At 46.7% G+C, this 20,313-nt stretch carries 18 protein-coding genes; 9 read left to right on the forward strand and 9 right to left on the reverse strand.

What is annotated here, in order from left to right:
- Positions 1 to 7: 7 nt before the first annotated feature.
- Positions 8 to 505 carry an outer membrane beta-barrel protein gene (locus PQQ36_RS09780; protein WP_011080213.1) on the forward strand — a complete coding sequence of 166 codons (498 nt, stop codon included), beginning with the start codon at positions 8 to 10 and terminating at the stop codon, positions 503 to 505.
- A 36-nt stretch (positions 506 to 541) separates the two neighbouring features.
- On the opposite strand, the gene PQQ36_RS09785 is transcribed toward PQQ36_RS09780, so the two are convergent.
- A complete protein-coding gene (locus PQQ36_RS09785; RefSeq protein WP_045596452.1) occupies positions 542 to 994 on the reverse strand; it encodes a hypothetical protein in 453 nt (150 codons plus the stop codon).
- Between the two features lie 213 nt (positions 995 to 1,207).
- Here PQQ36_RS09785 and PQQ36_RS09790 point away from each other — a divergent pair, with 213 nt between their 5' ends.
- The 4 genes from PQQ36_RS09790 (at position 1,208) to PQQ36_RS09805 (ending at position 4,098) form a co-directional block, all read left to right on the forward strand.
- Positions 1,208 to 1,606 carry a hypothetical protein gene (locus PQQ36_RS09790; protein ID WP_045596451.1) on the forward strand — a complete coding sequence of 133 codons (399 nt, stop codon included), beginning with the start codon at positions 1,208 to 1,210 and terminating at the stop codon, positions 1,604 to 1,606.
- Positions 1,607 to 1,649: 43 nt separating this feature from the next.
- Positions 1,650 to 2,111, forward strand: coding sequence for an OsmC family protein (locus PQQ36_RS09795; RefSeq protein ID WP_225470673.1), 462 nt, complete (start codon positions 1,650 to 1,652; stop codon positions 2,109 to 2,111).
- Between the two features lie 219 nt (positions 2,112 to 2,330).
- The gene (locus PQQ36_RS09800; RefSeq protein ID WP_086016922.1) at positions 2,331 to 3,239 is read left to right on the forward strand and encodes an esterase/lipase family protein; all 909 of its coding nucleotides are present in this window, start codon (positions 2,331 to 2,333) and stop codon (positions 3,237 to 3,239) included.
- Between the two features lie 16 nt (positions 3,240 to 3,255).
- Positions 3,256 to 4,098: a lipase secretion chaperone gene (locus PQQ36_RS09805; protein ID WP_072604745.1), complete on the forward strand. Its 843-nt coding sequence runs from the start codon at positions 3,256 to 3,258 to the stop codon at positions 4,096 to 4,098.
- A 52-nt stretch (positions 4,099 to 4,150) separates the two neighbouring features.
- On the opposite strand, the gene emrD is transcribed toward PQQ36_RS09805, so the two are convergent.
- The 6 genes from emrD to speA form a co-directional block, all read right to left on the reverse strand.
- Entirely contained in the window at positions 4,151 to 5,356 is a 1,206-nt protein-coding gene (gene emrD, locus PQQ36_RS09810) for a multidrug efflux MFS transporter EmrD (RefSeq protein WP_045596446.1), read from the reverse strand.
- 426 nt (positions 5,357 to 5,782) lie between these two features.
- Positions 5,783 to 6,193, reverse strand: coding sequence for a phosphate ABC transporter substrate-binding protein (locus tag PQQ36_RS09815; protein WP_072604747.1), 411 nt, complete (start codon positions 6,191 to 6,193; stop codon positions 5,783 to 5,785).
- A gap of 10 nt (positions 6,194 to 6,203) precedes the next feature.
- Complete coding sequence (locus PQQ36_RS09820) at positions 6,204 to 7,367, reverse strand: hypothetical protein (RefSeq protein ID WP_072604749.1); 1,164 nt, start codon at positions 7,365 to 7,367, stop codon at positions 6,204 to 6,206.
- A 105-nt stretch (positions 7,368 to 7,472) separates the two neighbouring features.
- Entirely contained in the window at positions 7,473 to 8,939 is a 1,467-nt protein-coding gene (locus PQQ36_RS09825) for a methyl-accepting chemotaxis protein (RefSeq protein WP_207216954.1), read from the reverse strand.
- A 489-nt stretch (positions 8,940 to 9,428) separates the two neighbouring features.
- Positions 9,429 to 10,364, reverse strand: a complete 936-nt coding sequence (speB, locus tag PQQ36_RS09830) for an agmatinase (RefSeq protein ID WP_011080223.1) — start codon at positions 10,362 to 10,364, stop codon at positions 9,429 to 9,431.
- The gene (speA, locus tag PQQ36_RS09835; protein WP_013571559.1) at positions 10,365 to 12,275 is read right to left on the reverse strand and encodes an arginine decarboxylase; all 1,911 of its coding nucleotides are present in this window, start codon (positions 12,273 to 12,275) and stop codon (positions 10,365 to 10,367) included.
- Positions 12,276 to 12,527: 252 nt separating this feature from the next.
- On the opposite strand from speA, the gene PQQ36_RS09840 reads away from it, so the two are divergent.
- Complete coding sequence (locus PQQ36_RS09840) at positions 12,528 to 12,965, forward strand: HAD family hydrolase (protein ID WP_224655293.1); 438 nt, start codon at positions 12,528 to 12,530, stop codon at positions 12,963 to 12,965.
- A gap of 116 nt (positions 12,966 to 13,081) precedes the next feature.
- On the opposite strand, the gene PQQ36_RS09845 is transcribed toward PQQ36_RS09840, so the two are convergent.
- On the reverse strand, positions 13,082 to 13,912 hold the full coding sequence (locus PQQ36_RS09845; RefSeq protein WP_013571561.1) for an HDOD domain-containing protein: 831 nt from the start codon (positions 13,910 to 13,912) through the stop codon (positions 13,082 to 13,084).
- Positions 13,913 to 14,127: 215 nt separating this feature from the next.
- Between PQQ36_RS09845 and PQQ36_RS09850 the strand changes: the two genes are divergently transcribed.
- The 3 genes from PQQ36_RS09850 (at position 14,128) to PQQ36_RS09860 (ending at position 16,312) form a co-directional block, all read left to right on the forward strand.
- Complete coding sequence (locus PQQ36_RS09850) at positions 14,128 to 14,700, forward strand: DJ-1/PfpI family protein (protein WP_223370816.1); 573 nt, start codon at positions 14,128 to 14,130, stop codon at positions 14,698 to 14,700.
- A complete protein-coding gene (locus PQQ36_RS09855) occupies positions 14,700 to 15,251 on the forward strand; it encodes a GNAT family N-acetyltransferase (RefSeq protein WP_206760889.1) in 552 nt (183 codons plus the stop codon). The genes PQQ36_RS09850 and PQQ36_RS09855 overlap by 1 nt, the downstream gene beginning before the upstream one ends.
- 251 nt (positions 15,252 to 15,502) lie before the next feature.
- Positions 15,503 to 16,312 (forward strand): helix-turn-helix domain-containing protein, encoded by an 810-nt coding sequence (locus PQQ36_RS09860; RefSeq protein WP_013571564.1) that lies wholly within the window; start codon positions 15,503 to 15,505, stop codon positions 16,310 to 16,312.
- Between the two features lie 104 nt (positions 16,313 to 16,416).
- On the opposite strand, the gene PQQ36_RS09865 is transcribed toward PQQ36_RS09860, so the two are convergent.
- The gene (locus PQQ36_RS09865) at positions 16,417 to 20,301 is read right to left on the reverse strand and encodes a zinc-dependent metalloprotease (protein WP_224638849.1); all 3,885 of its coding nucleotides are present in this window, start codon (positions 20,299 to 20,301) and stop codon (positions 16,417 to 16,419) included.
- Positions 20,302 to 20,313: the final 12 nt, after the last annotated feature.

The following is a 20,313-nucleotide window of genomic DNA, read 5'->3' on the forward strand; positions in this document are numbered from 1 at the left end:
GTTAACAATGAAAAAGACTCTTTTAGCACTAGCGCTTATCGGCGCGTCATCAACTGCGATGGCAGATTCATGGATTTACGGCGGTGCGAGTGTAGGTCAGTCTGACTACAAAGGCGAAAGCGACACGTCTTACTCACTGCATGTAGGTACAGGTATTCTACCTATCATCGGTATTGAAGGTGGTATCACTCAACACGGTACATTTGGTATTGATTACTCAGGCACTAAGCGTGACACCAAGTTGAGCTCTTACTATGCGGCGCTAAAACCAAGCATCGATTTTGGCCCACTGCACATTTGGGCAAAAGGTGGTCTGCACTCATGGGACAAAGAAGTGACTGGTCTTTCTTCTTCCAATGATGACGGCGTAGATATCATGTACGGTGTGGGCGCTGAATACTTTATCTTTGGTCCACTTTCTGTCGGCGCAAGCTACATGAACTACACCATGGACAAAGATGATGTGGGTACTTTCTCACTGAACGCGACGCTACACTTCCTATAAGCTGACGCGAAATTGTTCCTATAAACCGCTACCTTGTTAGCGGTTTATTTTTATCCTCACTTTCTCAAAACGTGCTTCCACCGACGGTTGTTCATCCTGATACCATTCCTTTGGCATGGCGTTTTCTAACCCCGCTTCTTTCAGACTTGCTTGTTCATCTTTGGTGATCACAGCGTAGTGCAGCCATTGCTCAAACAGCGATGTCAGTGATAGCAAAGAGATCTGCTCATGGTCTTTCCAGTAGGCTTTCAGCAAACCGACGATGCTCTGCTCAGGCACGAGTGGCTCAATGACACATTGCTTGGTGGTGATAACCGAAGACGAACGAGGCAACTTTTCTCTTGCTAAGAGCCAATCAGGCTTGCCTTGACGCGTGAGCAACTGGTGCTGATAGCAATAATAAGGGAAAAGGAAGCGCTCGATGGCGTGCCAACGTTCAGCTTTCACTTCTAACAAGATGTGCTGCAGTTCTAGATGGGTGTCGTACATAAATGCGATGTGGCTTTACAGTAAACTCGAATCGGATGGGCTTATTGTAACGCAGTTCTGCGTGAAAGCGTGGTTTGGCGGAGTAAGCAAGTGAATCAATTCGCGTTATTCTGGTTGGCTTATGAGGCCATAAAATATCAGAATCGGGATTGTCTTGATATCAAAAGGGTTTTCTATAATCATCTTTTTATAAAGCTAACTAGATGAAAAACAATGAAAATCACACATACCATTTACATCCATTCTGCATTTCTAACCTTTATTGTAGTGGTTATGCTTTTTTCTTCGGTGGTTTGGGCAAACGACACTTGGTCTGATCCTATGGAAGAGAGCATGCTCAATAAGTACATCATGGGGCGTGTCTTTGTAGAGCAATATCCGCAGCAAGAGACAATCCGTTGTCATTCTTGCCTAGAACAAAGTGTGATTGAGTTTGATACCCAAACCCGCACGGCACTTTACTCCCATCCCGGTGGGGAAGAAGGCTACACCAGCATCTATAAATACGAAGATCACACTATTCGTCTCAACGGCTTATTGCTGCACATCAAGCTACAAGAAGACAGAGTTGCATTAGAGACCGAGAGTGGCGTAGTGTTTCTCTCCAATTAGAACTTTGGTGTCAAAAGCCGGTTTTGCCATTCATGGAGGGAAGATGGCGGAGTACAAAGCGAAAATAGTGTGGCAGCGTCAGGCGAGCGAAGTGTTCTCAGACAATCAATACAGCCGAGGTCACATGTGGGAATTTGATGGTGGTGTGCAGGTACCTGCGTCGGCATCGCCACATGTGGTGCCACTGCCGCTTTCTGTGGCGGAAAATGTGGATCCTGAAGAAGCGTTTGTTGCTGCTCTTTCAAGCTGCCACATGCTAACGTTCCTCGGTATCGCAGCGAAACAGCGCTACGTGATTGACGAATACATCGACGACGCTGTTGGAATCATGGAAGAGAATGAGCAGGGCAGAATGTGGGTGGCCAAAGTGGTTTTGCGACCGACCATCCGTTTTTCCGGTGACAAGCAGCCTGATCGACACGCTTTGGAAAAACTGCATCATTTAGCACACCAGTACTGCTTTATTGCGAACTCCGTGAAGAGTGAAGTGGTTACCGAAATTTAGTAAAAGCTAATAAAAACAAAACCTTACTTTATGCGGTATCGTGTAATGTTCACCATTCTTGTTGAACTGCAAGACACGCTCACGAATGTTAAATTAATGTTACTCATTAATGCCGCTTTCGCTGAATTTCCCTTCTACCTTTAATTGGCTCCTCAGAGGTCCGATTAGTAGAAGGAAAATAACTTGAAACGGAAAATATTGTTCGCTGCTCTCTGGTGTATGAGTGCCGCTGCCCTCGCAGGGACCAGCACCTCATCTCTCAATCAAACGGGGTATACGCAAACGCGTTACCCTATCGTGTTAGTCCATGGTCTGTTTGGCTTTGATAAGTTAGCTGGCGTGGATTATTTCTATGGTATTCCTGAATCCTTAACCAAAGATGGTGCCAAGGTGTATGTCGCGCAAGTCTCTGCTACCAACAGCAGTGAAGTGCGTGGTGAGCAGCTCCTATCACAAGTAGAAATGCTGTTGGCAGCCACTGGCGCAGCAAAGGTCAATTTGATTGGTCACAGCCATGGTGGGCCGACTGCTCGTTATGTTGCGTCTGTTCGGCCTGATCTCGTGGCGTCGGTTACCAGCATTGGTGGGGTCAACAAGGGCTCTAAAGTGGCAGACTTAGTCCGAGGTCATGTTTCTGAAGGCTCGCTTACCGAAGCACTGGCAGTGAAGCTCGCGGAGGGGCTTAGCGGTCTAATTGGTCTACTATCCGGTGGCAGTGGCTTGGATCAAGATCCGCTAGCGTCACTGGATGCACTTACAACGCAAGGGTCATTGCGCTTTAACCAATTCTACCCAGAGGGACTGCCTCAAACCGAGTGCGGCGAGGGTGAGATGTTGGCTGGCAATGGCGTCTATTACTATTCGTGGACGGGTTCTAGTACCTATACCAACGTTTTGGATCCCGCCGACGCACCAATGGCCATTCTTGGTTTAGCGTTTGCCGGTGAAGCGAATGATGGCCTTGTTGGTGCGTGTAGTACCCATTTGGGTAAAGTGATTCGTGACGACTATAAAATGAATCACTTAGATGAGATCAATGGTCTGTTGGGTATTCATCATTTGTTTGAAACGGATCCCGTCACCCTTTATCGCCAGCACGCCAATCGTCTGAAACTACAAGGGCTGTAGCCTCAAAGGGAACGTTATGAAAAAGACCGCACTGACCATTATCACGATCGCCTTGGGGAGCCTCGGTGCGGTCTATTTTTTACCTTCGGAGCCCGCTGCGCAAAAAGACATTCGCGCCACCTCTCAGCACGATACCTCGATTGATAACACATCGCCCAAGGCCTTTTTGGACTACTCACTCTCCACGCTAGGTGAAAAACCTTTGCAGACAATAACGCAAGATGTGGTTAGCGAAGAGAGGGCGTTAGGCGAATTGCAGTTGGATGAGCAGCTATTCGCACTTTACCTTCGCTACAAGCAAGCTCTTGCTGATTTAGATATTGAAATAACGGGGTCAGACATCACCTCATTAGAAACCTTGCATCAAGCGATACTCGATTTACAGCGAGAGTACTTTTCAGCGCAACAAATCGACCTGATTTTTGGCGAGGAGAACCAATTAAGGGCGCTTGCTCTGGAAAAAGCGCGCTTGAGTGAACAGGGCTACTCAGCAGAAGAGCAGAAACAGCTCTGGCGTGATCATTTGGCGCTGCAACCGGAATACGTTCAAGAAAGTGACGCCAACCGCCGATTGATGAGTGAATTAGCGCAAGGAGAAGATGCACAAACCACTTATCTCAAGCGAGTGGAACTCGTAGGTGAGGCTGGAGCACAGCGACTGGAAGTGTTGGACCAAAATCGCGCCGAGTTTGATCGCGTTTTTCAACATTACTTAGTGCAACGCAGTGCGATTCTTGATGACCTCGGCTTGAGCGATGAGCAAAAGCGCCAACAAATCACAATGTTGAGAGAAACCAGCTTCGACGCAAAACAATGGCGCAGAATTGAAGCACTTGAACGCATTGCAGATGGTGGATAATCGCTATCGCAGCAAATGAAAAAAGAGGCGATGAAATCGCCTCTTAGAAAGATCAGATTGCCAGCGGCATTTCATTGGAAGAATCAGGTTTACGATAAACCAAACGCAGTCCTAACATTGCAAGGATGGACATTGCGAGCATGAGGCAGCCAAGAGGCAGTTGATCTTGGGCTGGGAACAAGGAGGCGATTAATGTCGCGATACCTGCTCCTAGATTTTGCATACCGCCCAAAATAGCGCCACCAGTTCCCGCGTGATAAGGGAAAGGAGCCAGTGCTCCCGTGGTCGCCGCTGGGAACAAAATGCCTGCGCCAAGGAAGTAAATCGTTGCACCACCGACCAACGTCAGTGCCGTTGTTTGACCAAACAGACCTGGAATCAGCACCACGGCTGCGCCGATCAGTATTGCGACCAAGCCAACGTTCAGAGCACGCTTTTGTGAGCGACGCTGCGCAATGTAGCTGGATAAGCCCGCACCAATCAGATAGCCCGGGATCGGCAATACAAATAGAATGCTGACGACAGTCGCAGGCAGCCCTAACACACCGCCTAATAGCACGCCCGCCGCTGCCTCAAAAACCGCCACACCGGCAAAGGTCGCAACTAGGCAAAGTAAATAACCTTGGAAACGTTTGTTGGATAAAACGTAGTGGTAGCTGCGAGCAACAGGCTCGTGTTTACGTTTTTCTTTTGGCAACGTTTCCATCATGCTGGTCATCATGGTAATAATGACCGCAATAGCAAATAGCGCCAAAAACAAATAGCTTGAACGCCAGCCAAAGGTTTCCGTTAGCACGCCGCCCAATACAGGAGCCATCAGCGGTGAAAAGATCACGCACATGCTGATCAAACTGTTGGCGCGATGTAATTCAGCGCCTTCAAAACAGTCACGAGTCAAGGTGCGAGACATTGCACCACCACAACCGATCCCCAAGCCTTGAACGAAACTACCGACAAGGAACCAAGTGTACTCGTGAGCAAACAGTGACAGCATAGTGCCGGCAATGTAAATCAATAGACCGGCGATGATGATCGGCTTGCGGCCAAGGCGATCCGACAGTGGACCATAGACAAATTGCGATAATCCGTAAGGGATCAAATAGCACGCCATGACGGCCTGCAGTGCAGCAGGCGATACCAAAAACTCACTGGCCATGTGACCGATTGACGGCACGTACATGGTTTGAGTCATTTGACCCACAGCGGTCAAAATAGCGATCAAAAAGGTAAGCTTGGCTAATGGAAATGACGCGGACATCTGCGCAAATTCTCCGGCTAAATTAAAAACGAAAAAGACCATGACAGATCGGTAAGGACTGCCAGATGATAAGTTTTATAGGGATTTACGGCGCGAGATATTAGTCGTTGATGGCGTTGTGATCAATCCGGAAATGTGATCTTAAGCAAGATAAAAATCTATCATTTACATTAGAAAAACTAATGACTGTTTGGTTGTGGCAAGAGCCTGATTGGTGTTTAGACTTAGCCCCGATGAAAACGCTGCAGTAATTAGATACCGAAAGAGCATTTAGGGCCGTTAAATAGCAAGGAGTGCAAATGAAAAAATGATAAGTAGTGTTTATTGGTTCTTGGTTAATGAAAAGGGCGCGAAATGTCGCGCCCTTTGCTCGTCTTCAGCTGTGACCCAAGAGGTGCTTGAAACGGATTGTCTGTGGCTGGCCTGCTAAAGTTTGAGTAGGACTTTAACATCAGCCGTTAATGCTGACTCGTCAACGTACCCAATCGCGTTTGTGTTGCTGGTCACTTCCGCAATCACACCTGCATAGTCGGCCACTTGGATGGGTGCTTCTGCTTTGCCAGTAAAGACCAATCGTGACCATGCGGATTGCAGCTGAGACTCACTGCGCCCTGTGGCTAGGTTGTGAAAAGCAATACGTCCTTCTGAGCCATCGCTAAGTTCAACAATGCGTGCTTTTGCACCGTTGGTGAGCAGATTTTTTTGCCCCAAAAAGAGCTTTTTGACTTCATTTTGGGAAAGAGAGTTGACGCCCGCTGCATTACCAATGACAACCATGCCTGCCATCGCATTGAAAGAGAGTAGGGATGCTGCAAAAAATGGAATCAGTTTGTTCATGAGAGGCTCCTTAGAAAACGAAATCTAGACGGGCAGAGTAAACCACGCTGTCTTTTTCATTAAACGCTCCAGTGTTATCAATGTTGCTCTTAAAGCCGCCACTGGTGTTTTGATAATCGGCGTACGTGATATCGAATTTCAGTGCCATGTTGGTGGCGAAATCCCAACGGCTACCAATGGAGTAGGATAAGCGCTCATAGTTCATCAAGCGATTCAACCCGAGCGCTTGTTTATACGCAGGAAGGTTTGTTGCGGCAAGGGCAGGAGTTGGTGCTGGTCGCTCATCGTTATCGGTGGTTTGCATCCAGCTTACCGCTAAATATGGCGTAAAGGCGGCCACTCGGTAACCCAGCAAGCCCGAAGCAGAGCGGGTATCACTGAACTTGCCATCGAGCTTCACGTCCGTCGCTTCGATGTTCGCGAGCAGGCTGCCATTATCATATTGCGCGCCAAGTGAAATGAACTGGCCATCTTGCTTGTGAACGCCTAACAACGCAGCACGTTGGCAAGGGGCCGAGTTGGTATCTCCTTTGTCGCATTTAGGATTGGCTTCGGCGATAAAGTAAGAGCCGCGCAGCGAGAAGTCGCCGTAGTTCCAGTTAGCAGAAAGGCCGAGCATTTTGTCCAGTTTGACTTCGCCAATGCTTGAATCATCCTCATCGATGGTGGCAATGCCGACAACGGGCTGTAGCAGTAGGCTTGAGTGCTCAAATTCAACCGGGATAAGAAGATCTGCACCGGTGTAGCTCTTAAGTACGATGTGCTCGTAAGTCTCTTGAGACGGATGAATCATCGGGTAGGCGTAGCCTAAATCAATGTAGTCAGAATAGAAGAACAAAGGCAAACGCAGTTTACCCGCGCGAGCAGTGAAGGCTTCAAATTCGTAAGAGGCGTAGGCCATTTCAATTTTAGGTGCATAATCATAGCGGCTGTTTGCCACCAATTGGGTGACAAACTTCGCCTTGTCGTTGATTTGAAAATCAAACTGAAGACCCGCCAAGGTTTCTTGTTCCCAATCGATTTTTTCCGCTGTGTATCGCGCGTAACCAATATCGTTGTTTGATTTGCCCATACCGACGGAGCCAAATCCACTGATGGACAGATCCTCAAGATTGGCAGCATTGGTGCTAAAAGTGGTAGCAACGATGAGGCTTGCTAACATGGTTTTTTTCATTCTGAACTCCACTACTGTGTTCGTTATTTTTGCTTTTTATGAAATTTAAGGTGCAGCAATCCACACCTGGTCAACACGACCAAGTGCCAAGGCAAGTGCGAAGGATTACTTCACCTTAAAGTGTCCGGTTAAACCGGATAAGTTTGCCGTAATTGCGTTGATGTTTTGTGCTACTGCGTCAAGTTCGCCGACGCTGTCAGCGGTGCCCTGTGCCATACTGCGAATGTTGTCGACAATGGCTTCAATGTCACTGGAGGCACGTTCCTGCTCTTCGGTTGAAAATGCAATCAGGCCATTTTTACTGCTGATGTCGGAAACGTCTCTGGTGATGCGCTGTAAGGATTGCTCTGCGACCAACGATTTCTGCACGCACTCTTCTGCGCGGCAAGCGCTCTCAGAAATGATGTTTGCGGCCGTTTTGGTTTGTTCTTGCAACTCATGCAAAACGGATTGGATCTCTTGGGTGGAAGATTGAGTACGAGAGGCCAGTGTTCTGACTTCGTCAGCAACGACGGCAAACCCACGCCCCTGTTCTCCTGCTCGGGCGGCTTCAATCGCTGCGTTCAAGGCGAGCAGGTTGGTTTGTTCGGCGATGGCACTGATGGCATCGAGTATCGAGCCTGCGTTTTGCGTATTTTGATCCAATTGCTGAACCACGAGTGAGGCATTTCTCACTTCGGCCGTCAGTTCTCGAACGGCAACAATCGTGCTTTGGACCTGCGCTTCGCCGTTGGCAGCTTCTTCACTCGCGCTATTGGCGGATGTGGAGGCTTCACTGGCGTGCGAGGCGATGTGTTTCGCTGCGTCGAACAACTGGCCAAGTGAATGGGACACATCTTCAATCGCTTTATATTGGCGTTCAGACAAGTCTGCCGTAGTGTGGCTGGAAGCAACCAAAGTGCTGGATATTTGGTCCAGTTTGCTCACGTTCTCAATGGTTTGCGTGACGTTGTGCTGAAGTTTGGTGACAAAAGCGTTGAATGAATCGACAACGGGTTTCAGTTCATCATTTTTCTCGTGACGGATGCGAACAGTAAGGTCGCCATCGCCGTCGGCAATATCACGCATCTTTTCTGCGAATGAGCCTAAATCTAGTCTAATGCCGCGAGTGACAAACCAACCCATCAAAATGGTGAGCAACAATGCAGTGGCGCCCAACACACGCATGAGTTGAGTCGCCGCGACATTGTTCTGTTCAAGCTCCGTCACGGAGCGTTCAAAATCCGCGACTCGAGCATGTGAAAATTGCTGCATCTGATTTTTTAGTGCGTCAAGCGTCTTTCGATTGGCGTCTGCTTTTTGCGCAGCGGCGGAGAGATCAAGGTTGCCATCAATCATGCCGAGAGCCACATCATAAGTTGATTGAAAGTAAGTATTTAAAAGCCGACGCAACGTGGTGGTTTGTTCACGTAACACGGGTTGCAATGTCGCCTGTAACGCAAGGTTCTCAACGATTTCTTCAAGCGTGGTGCGGTTCAAATCCAGCAGCTCTTCATCGCCTAGGGTAACCGCAAGGTTAAAGCGCTCTGTAAGTTGGGAGAGCAGCACTAAGTTGAGCGCTGCGGAGTTCATGACGGGATAGTACAGTTTGTCGATATGACGAACCTGTTCAGTGTTATTGGTCAGGGTGGAACCACTAATGGACAACATGCTAGCAAATCCGAATAACGATAGAAGGCATAGTGCAAGCACCTTCCCTCGAATAGACAGTGACATCATGCAGACATCCTTCTAAAAGAAAAAATAAATATAAAAATTATAAGCTTGGGTATTAATAAACCGCGTCCATGTTACCGCTAATGACATTCATGACATTAGAGTATTTATGTAAGTGAGCGTAAGCTGGTGACGTAGGGTGAGCGAGAGGGTCTTGTTTTAAAGGTGGTAAAGTCGGCATGCCATCGGTGCAAAATCACTTCGCTGCGTGGTGCTCTTTGGATTAGAGGGGCGATCTCTTTCGTGGGAAAAGTGATAAAAGGTGGGGAAAACGATAGGCTAGAAAGACAAAAATCCGATAAACCCTGTTTATCGGATTTCGTTATTTTGCTTTAGAGTATTCGCTTAGAACTCTGATTCAAACTCTTTATTCGCTGCCCAAGCGTACATCAACTCCAGCGCAATGGTTGCGCCAGCCAGTGCCGTCAAATCGCTTTGATCGTATGGAGGAGAGACTTCTACCACATCCATACCAACGATGTTGACGTCTTTTAGGCCGCGGATGATTTTCAAAATCTTGTCCGAGTTCAAGCCACCGCAGACAGGTGTACCAGTTCCTGGTGCAAAAGCCGGATCGAGACAGTCGATATCAAATGTCACATACACCGGCTTATCTGCCACGATGCGGCGGATATCTGCAAGGATCTCTTCTACGCTCATGTCGTTGGCTTGCATCGCATTGATGACGTTAAAGCCGTGACCTTCTTGCTTGTACTCAGTACGGATACCGACTTGTACTGAATGCTTAGGAGAGATAAGCCCTTCTTTTGGCGCATGGTAGAACATGGTGCCGTGGTCATAGCTGCTGCCGTTTGCGTACGTGTCTGTGTGCGCATCGAAGTGGATCAGTGCCATTTCACCGTAGTGTTTTGCGTAAGCGCGCAGAATAGGCAGCGTGATGAAGTGATCACCACCAAGGCCAAGCATTGTTTTGCCACTTTTTAGGATCGCTGAGGTCGCTGCTTCCATACGGTAAGTGAAGTCTTCTGCATCACCACAATCGAAGACAAGATCGCCACCGTCAATCACTTTCACTTTTTTGAATAGGTTGAAATCCCAAGGGAATTTCTTACCTTCCCATGCAAGATTCACCGATGCACGACGGATCGCATCTGGGCCCATACGCGCGCCAGGACGACCAGAGGTTGCCATGTCTAGCGGTGCGCCAAAAACAACGAGGTCAGCGTCTGCTGCGACAGGATCTTTGACATACGGACGACGCACAAAACTCATCGAGTTTGAGTAGAGTGAATAATCAGTTTTAGTAAACAAATCATTCATTTAGAAATCCTCTAAATAGGTGTAACCAGAGAGACCTTGTTCGAGCTCTGCTAGAATCTGTTGCTGTTCCTCTTGGTCAACACGCTGCGATACCAAAGAGTGATAATTTTTGCGAATTTGGTCTACATCGATGTGTACGTAACGCATCATGTCTTCGACGGTGTCGCCTTCGTTGATGAAATCGATGTTGATCTCACCTTGGTCGCCCACGTTCACCACAACACTGTGGGTGTCACCAAATAGGTTGTGCATGTCACCAAGAATTTCTTGGTATGCGCCCACGAGGAAGAAGCCCATCAAGTATGGCTCATCTTCGTTCCATGCAGGTACTGGCAGTGTGCTTTCGATGCCTTGACCATCTACATAGGCGTCAATCGCGCCATCTGAGTCACAGGTGATGTCGAGCATCACTGCACGGCGATCAGCGGCGTTTTGTAAGCCAGACAGTGGCAGAACAGGGAAGACCTGATCAATACCCCATGAATCTGGCAATGATTGGAACAGTGAGAAGTTGACAAAGAACTTATCCGCTAAACGCTCTGACAATTCGTCAAGAATTGGGCGATGGAAGCGGTTCTTCGTGCTCATCAAACGGTTCAATTCATAGTAGATACGCAGCGATGTTTGTTCTGCCCACGCGCGATGCTCAAGGGTTAATACCCCGGTCGCAAACTGTGAGTGCACTTCCGCCAAGTCGCTTTGCGTATCGTTGTAAATTTCGATCAGTGCACGAGCATCGGTACCATTGTGCAAGTTCAACCAGCTACGCCACATGTTGTTCAGTAGAAGAGGGAAGTCTTCTTCTGGCTCTGTCACGGTTTCTGGTTTGTAAGTTTCAGTACCAATTACGTTCGAGATCAACACTGCGTGGTGTGCTGTCAATGAACGACCAGACTCAGAAATGATCACTGGCATTGGTTGCTTGTAATCTTTACACACGTCACCCACGGTATTGACGATATTGCGTGCGTACTCCACCAAGCCGTAGTTCATCGAGTTGGAAGACTGGCTGCGAGTGCCATCATAGTCAATCGCTAAGCCGCCACCCACGTCGAAGTACGTGATGTTGGCACCCAATGTACGCAGTTCACAGTAGAAACGTGCTGATTCATTCACACCATTACGCACATCGCGAATATTCGCCATTTGCGAACCTAGGTGGAAGTGAACGAGCTGCAAGGTATCGAGTTGGTTTTCTTTCTTCAAACGGCTGATCACATTCAGCACTTGTGATGCAGAGAGACCAAATTTCGATTTCTCGCCACCGCTGGCTTGCCATTTACCTGCACCTTGAGAAGCAAGGCGAATACGGATGCCAAGACGGGGTGTCACACCAAGACTTTTTGCTTCTCTTAACACAAGGTCTAGCTCGGACATTTTCTCAAGTACGATGAAGACTTTGTGACCAAGTTTTTCACCAATCAGTGCCAAACGGATGTACTCACGGTCTTTATAACCGTTACAAACGATAACAGAGCTTGCGTGCTGAGCCATGGCTAGAACGGCGAGAAGCTCAGGCTTACTGCCTGCCTCTAGGCCTAGCTGTTTGGTTTCCAGTTGTGCCTGGCTGGCAAGAATCTCGTCTACCACTTCACGCTGTTGGTTTACCTTGATTGGGTACACTAACAGGTATTTATTCGGGTATTGATATTCTTCAATTGCCTGGTTAAACGCGTCACAGATTGAATGCACACGTTGATGCAGGATTTGCGGAAATCGAACCAGCACAGGTACATTGAGCTGACGCTCTTCTAGCTGCTTAACGATTTTGCTTAGCTGAATCTGGTGGGCATTATCACTACGTGGGGAAACGTACATTTCGCCTTGGTCGTCAATACCGTAAAAACCTTGACTCCAGTAGTGCACGTTGTAGTCGGCGCGAACGCGGTCTAATTTGGATGTTTGTTCCACATCTAATCTCACAGAGTATATCCGAAATACAGCAACGGATATTAAGAACAAAACATGAGTGGAAAGTCCCTCTCATGGCCTGGCACGCAACGCGTGTTGCGCGAATTAACGGACAATTTATCACTTGAGTCTAATGAATAAAATTGATTATTACGACAAGAGTTTATTATTGAGAGGTTGGTAAAAAGGCCAGCGAATTTTCATGGAGGAACAATGCATAAAGCGATCTTGTTTGATTGGGGAGATACTCTCATGATTGATGATAAAACTCAGCAAGGAAAGATGAGGTATTGGGATAAAATTCAATTGGTTAATGGTGCTTCTGAGACCTTAAGAAAACTGAGCTCTGTCTATCCACTTTACATTGCAACCGGTGCTGGCGATTCAACAATTAAAGATATTCATGCAGCATTTGCACGTGCTGAAATCGATGTTTTCATTAAAGGCTATTTTAATCGGCAAAACATTCCGTTTCTCAAAGGCTCAAGTGACTTTTATCTCGCCATTTCCTCTGCGTTGGGGGTAAAGCCCCAAGAGCTTTGTATGATTGGAGACAGTCTAGAGAAGGACATCATTCCGGCCAAGCAGGCAGGGCTTTCCGCCATTTGGTTGAATCATCACCGGCATACACCGCCACCTCAGGTCGTGGCCATTACCCAGTTGCAGGCGCTTGAAAGTTTGTTGTTATAAAAGAGGGCTGCAACGAAAAGCGGTAGGTCAAATGAAAACAACCGAGTGAAGACGCTGTCATGGCTGTTCACCCGATTGTTTGATTGTAAGACTAAATCAAGTTAGCTCAGCCACGGCTAAGCGGCCACCATTTGCATTGCCAAATCACGCCCGTTTCCTCTCACTTTATCAATCTTGTCGACAAAAGCGGCGGAGATACACAGCAGCCGTGAATCGGGATGATTGGCTAGGAAATGTGCTTTTTCACTGGGATCTTTAAAATCATCCCAACTTTTGTTTATTGCACGAGCGAAATGGATAATGGTCGCGAGCTTTGGTGATACATCGGCCTCTCTGGGTTCATGGAAATGTTCAATTGCATCCGCCATCTCTTCAGGAAACTTCCAACTTCGTGCCAATTTGGCCCCTAATGTTGGTGATGAAACATTCAGTAGCTCTTCTTGTACTGCAATGGCGTCTGCCCCTTTATTAACGCGTTGGTTAATCTCTACGGCTTGTTCGGGTACTAACGTGTGGATCATCAACTCGCCAATGTTGTGCAAGACTCCAGTGGTAAAGGTTTCATTGACGTCCATTCCCGCTTCTGCCGCCAATTTGGACGAGATGACCGAAACCTCGAAGGTGTCGGTCCAGTATTTTTCCATATCTAAGGTTTTGACCCGTGGGAAAGCGCTGGAAAGTACCGAGGCGACCACTAACGTTCTCACTGGGCCCGTGCCGACACGAATTAAAGCATCATTGATGGTGGCGATGGATTTCGTACCACCAAAGTGGGCGGAATTGGCCATACGTAGCAATCGGGCGCTGAGCACTTGATCCATTGATATCTTTTTCGCTAAAGCGCCAAAGTTAACCTCTTCTTGGTTAACCATCTCCAGTAATTCTTGCAGCAGACTTTGAATACGTGGTAATTCATTTAATCGAGTTATTAACGCAGCCTGACTCATGATCATTCTCCTCAATGCTCAACATAATGAGCGTTAGCCATTTGAATATAGGTCAGGTCATTTGATATTTACAAAAAAGTAAATAATAACGATGGTGGCCCTTGATGCCCGTATGGGATAGGTAAATCAGAGCAGTGACTTCGCAGCGTTAACCGTGCTGAGAAAAGCGCTTAAACCACTTGGAAGTGAAACAATGGATAATCAGTGAGGCAAGGATGAACATTGGAATTTATATTTATGATGAGGCGGAAGTCCTCGATTTTGCAGGGCCATTTGAAGTGTTTTCAACCGCCAACCGTTTTGGTGAAAACCATTGGCAAGTCGCATTGATTGGCGAAACAGGCAAGCCGGTGAAAGGGCGAGGTGGCTTCTATGTTCAGCCTCACTATTCCATCGACAATCACCCTCACTTAGATTTGCTTTTGGTTGTCGGGGGCGATCATCGTGATGAAGTCAAGAAACGCAATGTTGTCAACTGGATCGGTACAACGGCAATGCAGGCGAGTTTAGTCGCCTCCGTGTGTACCGGAAGCTTTCTGCTGGCGGAAGCTGGCTTGCTTGATGGTTTGCAAGTCACGACGCATTGGGAAGACATCGAAGACTTAAAACAATGTTATCCCCAGCTGACGGTTTTGTCGCAACGGCGTTGGGTGGATAGCGGAAAGTACACCACCAGTGGTGGCATTTCTGCTGGTATAGATATGAGCCTCTATTTGGTCGCCAAGCTGAAAGGCGAGGGTTTGGCTCGTCAGACGGCCAAGCAAATGGAGTATCAGTGGAATCAATAATGAGGTCATCAGTGACAAATGTGGAGCAAGGGCGTTTTCATTTGAGAATGCTAAGTGGTAGCGATGACGCATCGCTGCTGGTATTTGAATACGAAAATCGGCATTGGTTTGAGCGTTTCATCACACCGCGAGACGCGTCGATGTTTTCTGAGCAGGGGATCCGAAAACACATCGATTATTGTTTATCAGAATACCAACACAAGCGAATGCTACCGATGATTGTTGAATCGGATGAGGGTGCCATTGTGGGGCGCGTGAATTTTCACGACATCAAGTTTAACCGTGGCGTTGCGACGCTCGGTTATCGATTTTCTGAAGAGAGTGCAGGAAAAGGCATTGCTACACAAATGGTGACGAAATCGATGGTGGTATTGGAAAACTTAGGCTTTAGAAGCGTGCTTGCCGTGGTTGCCTCTGATAATTTTGCATCGCAAAGAGTGCTCGAAAAGTGTGGTTTTAGGCAGATGAACCTGATCGCAAATTATGTGATCTTGCATGGTCAATCGGTCGATTGTTTTCGATATCTGTACCAATTTAAGGTTAAAAAGTAGCCATGCTTAACAGAAATTAGAAAAAATACTCTAAATGATGAAATTAGAGGATGATGTTCTCTTTGTTATTGTTTTTAATGAATAAACGAGATAACTACTTAAAATGTGTGTGTTTAGTGATATTTGTTCCATAAATGGTAAAACACGTTTTTGAGCACATTATTTATAACTAAATCAACATAAATAGTTGCGAAAGATTTGGAACTGGTTACAAATGTAGCCCGGAAATACTAATAATAGGGAAAGAAGATATGCAAGATACCACTCCCGAGTATCTGTTGGCTGCTTTAAGACAGGCGATCAAAAGCAAGGGGCTGACATATCGAGAGTTGTCTGACAGGTTAGGAATACCTCTTTCTACGTTTAAAAGACACCTTTATAGCTCGAACATTTCGCTCGATAAGCTGCTGGAATATTGCCGTGAGACAGATACTTCGCTAGAAGAGCTGCAAAAATTGGCGGTTCAGTTACAAACTAACGATGAAAATTACTTCAGTCACACTCAAGACGAAGTGTTTTTCAATTTTCCGGAACTTTACGACTTTTACCGAGAAATTCGTCATTTGCGCGATAAAGACGGATTTCGTTGGATGAAAGAAAAACATGGGCTTGATGAATCAACCACTTACTCCTATTTCCGTGCTTTGGAAATGTTAGGTTTGATCAAGTTAAGTGAAGATCACAAGTTCAGTTTGATAGGCCCAATGTACTATCGTTTTGCGGACAACTCTAAGCTCAACAAAAAGTACACACAAACACTGAAAGAGCAGACTACGGCGTACAAAGATTGCGTCAAAATTGGTTTTTCACGTATGAATTTGACCGATGACCAACTTAAAGCGATTGGTAAAGTGATTGCCAAAGAAGTGCTGAAGTATCATAGCGAAAACATGGCGGAAGGTAATTTTGAAGTGTCTGATTTCAAAAACGTGCTCTTGATCGCGAGCCCGCATGAACCGTTGATGTTCTCTGATGGCATTGGAAAACTGCCAAATGATTTCTTAAACCAAATCAAAGATGCGATTGACAAATCTGGCGATAAGCCGAGTCTTGCTCTCTAGAGTGGGATAAACGAAATCTTTGGCTATCTTGAATGAAAACTAAAAAAAGAGCCGTCACATGAAGCGTGGCGGCTCTTTGTTTTACTGACGTTGTTACTTTGTACTTAATCCATTACGGGCAACTGCTCAATGGAGCGACGGTAGCGACGGTACTCGCCAGAGTTCCACAGCCAAATACTTTCCACTGGAATAGCGTAATATTGTGCGTAGTCTGGATTCTTCTTAATCTGTTCCTCGATATCTTTTTCAGCTTGTGCGGAAAAGGCAAGTAGATTTTCAAGGTATTCAGGAGCACTTTCTTTATTGGCATCAATAGCTTGCCAAGCGACCAAAAGGTCGTTTTGCTTGTGGCAGCCATTGGCAGCATCTTGCCCTTTAGGGTAGTAGCAGTTGTTTGTCTTATCATGGACAAATTTGGGGCTAAAGGGGTTAAATAAGCTGTTAAATGAGCTAGCACCATTCAGTACTTCAACGGTGTTACTGTCTCGCAACAAATACAATGTAGCGTCCTTTTGTGAACGGATACCTAACTTAGCAAAGTTAAGGTATGTATTTACTGGATTAGGCAAATTATTCAAAAGCTCAAGGTGTAGTTCTCTTCCATCAATAAACATGGCTTTTTTAGCAATCTCTTTTGCCAGACCATTGCGACGTGTCACCATGTACTTACGTGCTTTCCAAGTAAATTCGTAACCGCCTTTCAAGTCGACAGATAAGCTTGGTTTCGTCAGAGTAATATCGTCGATCAAATGTTGCGAGCTATCAGAAAGCCCATACTCTTCAGCTTGGCCGAATGCCACTAAGTTGGTCAGCAACGCATTAAAATATGGTGTTACGGTGCTCTGTGACAACTGGAAGTAGCTTTTAATACCATAGAGATATGGCGGCACCTCAATAGAGCTACGCAGATCTGGTACGTAACGTGACTTGGTTTCAACATACTCACCAGTTTTATCAACGAAGACAGGAGAACGGAACTTGTCATCGGCGAAACCCAAGTAGCTAAGGTACTCTTTCATTTTTCTTGGTGTGCCTTTAGTGCCACTGCGAACATCGGAAACATCCATTAGTGCCATATTGGATTTAGCTCTCACACTGTTCCAATCATTTCGTTTGACCAGCATCTGTGCGGCGAGCAGCTTATCAGGCCAAATTCCCATTAAATCAATGGCGGAGGATGAGGACTGATGCGGGTTGTTGGCTTTCATATCGGCATACGGGCGGCCATCACGCGTCTCAGCGAGTACTTTGATTGGCTGTGACCCTTTTGCTAACTCAGCGACCAAATCTTGGTCGAAACATGACTCTGGAAGCGTGGTTTTATAGTCGATACGAGGGCCATACTGTGTCCACAGATCATTCAACGAGACAAAACGATATAGCGGTTGATCGTCGTTTGCGACTTCAATTTCACAAACATGATTAGGTTGTGCCATCACTTTGACAAAGAAATCTGCCGCTAATAAGGCTGCATCAAAGGTGTCACAAATCATCTGTGCCCCTTGTGGTAGTTGACTTCTACGGAACTTATATTGGCAGTTGTCTGTGTAGAAATTTGCTACGTTTTGCCCGTAACTCTCTTCCTCTTCCCCTTTAAGTTGCGCGAAGTAGTAGTCAATTTCACCTAAATCTTCAATAACTTTGCGAATTTCATTGAACTGATTGAGGCGCGCGACGGTGTAGTTATGCACCTGATATTCGTAAAACTGGTTACGTCCATTCCGCTTATTAAGGAACTCATAGCTATCCCAGTATTGCTGAATACGGAATTCGGTCAGTTCAAGGATATTGGTGCCTTCATCAAAACGATTACAGGTGGTTGTGCTGCTAGTGTTTTCATCCGAGCAGTAGTAGTAATTTTTAACGCTTTGAGTCGGTTGGCTATCATCTTGTTTTTTCAGCTGTTCTTTAAGTACTTCCAAAGTACCAAGTGGATAAGCACGGTAGTTTTGACGCACTTTTTCGTCGATTTCACTTAAGCTAACGTAAGCCACTGTCGTTTCGCCTTTATCATCAAGCGTTTGAACTTCCGCTTGACGTTGGTAGCCAAAACGCAATGCGGCAATATCGTACTTACCGTAAGTTGGCAGCTCGTCAAAAATGGACGCACCGTAGTCCATAATAGAACTGTAAGCGGGGACTTTGTCGTAGCCAAGTGCAGTGATTTCTTGCTCGTTATAGAAGTTACTTTTATCCATTGAGCCCATAAAGTTGTGTCGCAAACCGAGGTTGTGGCCAAGCTCGTGGACTAACGTTGACGTATAAATGTGCTGCGAAATCTGTTTGGTTACTTGCGCTTGCTGATCGGCGTTGAGATCTTCCCACGCTTTGAGCTTGGTGTTGACCTTGTCGGCGTAATCTGGCGCAGAAGGGTCTAAATGAGCATTGTCAAAATAGCCGCCCGCTTTGTAATCAATACCTTTGATCAACCCTTTTGATTGAGTGCTTACCCACAGGAACTGATCAGAATACATGTTTTGCTCAGCGTAGGCTTGGCGCTGTTTTGCGTAGGATAAAGCTTGTTTGTTGAAGCTGTATTCGCTCTGCATATCTGGGCGAAGCCAAGTCACTACGCCGTCATTGAAATCTGGCTCGCTAGCGGCCACCAAGGGTAGGGACGTTTGAATATTGGTGATATTTTTATCTACGATGAAGTCAGAGACCCTTTCGGCACCAAAGGTCATGGAGGTGGTGCCTGCATCAGAGTCATCGGTTCCATTGTTGACCGCTGGGTCTGTCTCATCCAATTTGAACTCTGCTGGGCGGGCAATCTCTTGGCGATTGTAGTGAACCGCTAGTCTGCGCCACATTTCACGAGCCGAAGCGCGGATCACACCTGCATATTGGTTCACATGCGCATGGACAATTTCACCTGTGAGCGGGTTGGTTGCTGATGGGCCGTAGCCTAGCAATCCGTTATCAACCGGATCGGTGATCAGGTTAAACATGTTGATACGCAAATCACCGGGATGTTTGCCTGCAGGTTTGTCTTTATTGACGATGTTGATTTTTGGCACACCAGTACCAGCAAGAATCTGGTTAATGTGTTCGATCGTATCGAGAGTGGTTTGCAGAAACTCCTTCCCCTCAGGTGAAAAATAACTGTCGCTTAAGTAGTAATCGATAGACTCTTTTTTCGGGTTGAAGCGGTTAATGAGTCGGAACTTCTCACCTTGTAGATTGGCCTCGCCATTGACTGAAAGCGGTGTTTTTTCATCATTAAAAAAACCATAACGCTGTGAGTCTTTGCCTGGGTAGTGGACCACTTCGTAATCTGGGCTAGCAAGCTTGTCGAGCTTCACCAGCGAGTAGAAAAAACGCGTTTTGAAAGAAAGATCTTCCAGTTGAGAACCAAATTGATACATATCATCAGCACTGGCGGTGAATGTGCGTTCAACTTCAACGTTAATGACACCGGCAGTCGCGTCGTATTCCCAATGCACTAAACGAGGCTCGGCGGTTTCTGTGACATTGTCAGCAGTCCACCATGCGTCAACGGTATCAACGGCCAATGACTTGATGCCCGCGTAATCGGGAGTGAAGTGAGTGGTATCTTGCCAGTTTAGACTGGCGTCTGTGTTGAGCTCTTCTTTGTTGGTGCACTCATCAAACTGATCTTCAGCACAGCGATATTGCTGGAATTCACCAGGGATCTTAAGAACCGGAGCAAGGTTGATGCTGCTCTCGTATCGGCTTGGCTTGCCATTAATAATGGTATCGCGGTCTACTTCTTCTGCGATGATGCCATTGGCTTTATCAAAACGCAGCGTGACTAATTTGGGTGTCCCCTGAAAAAAGCCTCGTTGGGTTGCCGCGTAGCGTGGCGCCGCGCCTGTCGATGGCATATAAAGCCAAAGCGCTTCAGTATCTAAAGAGCTTTTAGTTATTTGCTCTTCAGCTCTCGGTTGATATTCGTATGCGCGTTCCTCTGCGCCACAGCCATACAATGCCACAGACACCATAGTGGCGAGTAATAACTTTCTATACATGTTGTGCACCAG

Origin of the sequence: Vibrio sp. CCUG 15886, from assembly GCF_028570825.1 — a bacterium.
Taxonomy (GTDB): Bacteria; Pseudomonadota; Gammaproteobacteria; order Enterobacterales; family Vibrionaceae; genus Vibrio; species Vibrio vulnificus_B.

Excerpts from the sequence above, each read along its gene's own strand:
- PQQ36_RS09845 (WP_013571561.1), bottom strand. The coding sequence starts at position 13,912 with ATGAGTCAGGCTGCGTTAATAACTCGATTAAATGAATTACCACGTATT.
- PQQ36_RS09820 (WP_072604749.1), bottom strand. The coding sequence starts at position 7,367 with ATGAAAAAAACCATGTTAGCAAGCCTCATCGTTGCTACCACTTTTAGC.
- PQQ36_RS09840 (WP_224655293.1), top strand. The coding sequence starts at position 12,528 with ATGATTGATGATAAAACTCAGCAAGGAAAGATGAGGTATTGGGATAAA.
- PQQ36_RS09805 (WP_072604745.1), top strand. The coding sequence starts at position 3,256 with ATGAAAAAGACCGCACTGACCATTATCACGATCGCCTTGGGGAGCCTC.
- PQQ36_RS09855 (WP_206760889.1), top strand. The coding sequence starts at position 14,700 with ATGAGGTCATCAGTGACAAATGTGGAGCAAGGGCGTTTTCATTTGAGA.
- PQQ36_RS09850 (WP_223370816.1), top strand. The coding sequence starts at position 14,128 with ATGAACATTGGAATTTATATTTATGATGAGGCGGAAGTCCTCGATTTT.
- PQQ36_RS09860 (WP_013571564.1), top strand. The coding sequence starts at position 15,503 with ATGCAAGATACCACTCCCGAGTATCTGTTGGCTGCTTTAAGACAGGCG.
- emrD (WP_045596446.1), bottom strand. The coding sequence starts at position 5,356 with ATGTCCGCGTCATTTCCATTAGCCAAGCTTACCTTTTTGATCGCTATT.
- PQQ36_RS09800 (WP_086016922.1), top strand. The coding sequence starts at position 2,331 with ATGAGTGCCGCTGCCCTCGCAGGGACCAGCACCTCATCTCTCAATCAA.
- PQQ36_RS09865 (WP_224638849.1), bottom strand. The coding sequence starts at position 20,301 with ATGTATAGAAAGTTATTACTCGCCACTATGGTGTCTGTGGCATTGTAT.
- PQQ36_RS09780 (WP_011080213.1), top strand. The coding sequence starts at position 8 with ATGAAAAAGACTCTTTTAGCACTAGCGCTTATCGGCGCGTCATCAACT.
- PQQ36_RS09790 (WP_045596451.1), top strand. The coding sequence starts at position 1,208 with ATGAAAATCACACATACCATTTACATCCATTCTGCATTTCTAACCTTT.
- PQQ36_RS09825 (WP_207216954.1), bottom strand. The coding sequence starts at position 8,939 with ATGAACTCCGCAGCGCTCAACTTAGTGCTGCTCTCCCAACTTACAGAG.
- PQQ36_RS09815 (WP_072604747.1), bottom strand. The coding sequence starts at position 6,193 with ATGAACAAACTGATTCCATTTTTTGCAGCATCCCTACTCTCTTTCAAT.
- speB (WP_011080223.1), bottom strand. The coding sequence starts at position 10,364 with ATGAATGATTTGTTTACTAAAACTGATTATTCACTCTACTCAAACTCG.
- PQQ36_RS09795 (WP_225470673.1), top strand. The coding sequence starts at position 1,650 with ATGGCGGAGTACAAAGCGAAAATAGTGTGGCAGCGTCAGGCGAGCGAA.
- PQQ36_RS09785 (WP_045596452.1), bottom strand. The coding sequence starts at position 994 with ATGTACGACACCCATCTAGAACTGCAGCACATCTTGTTAGAAGTGAAA.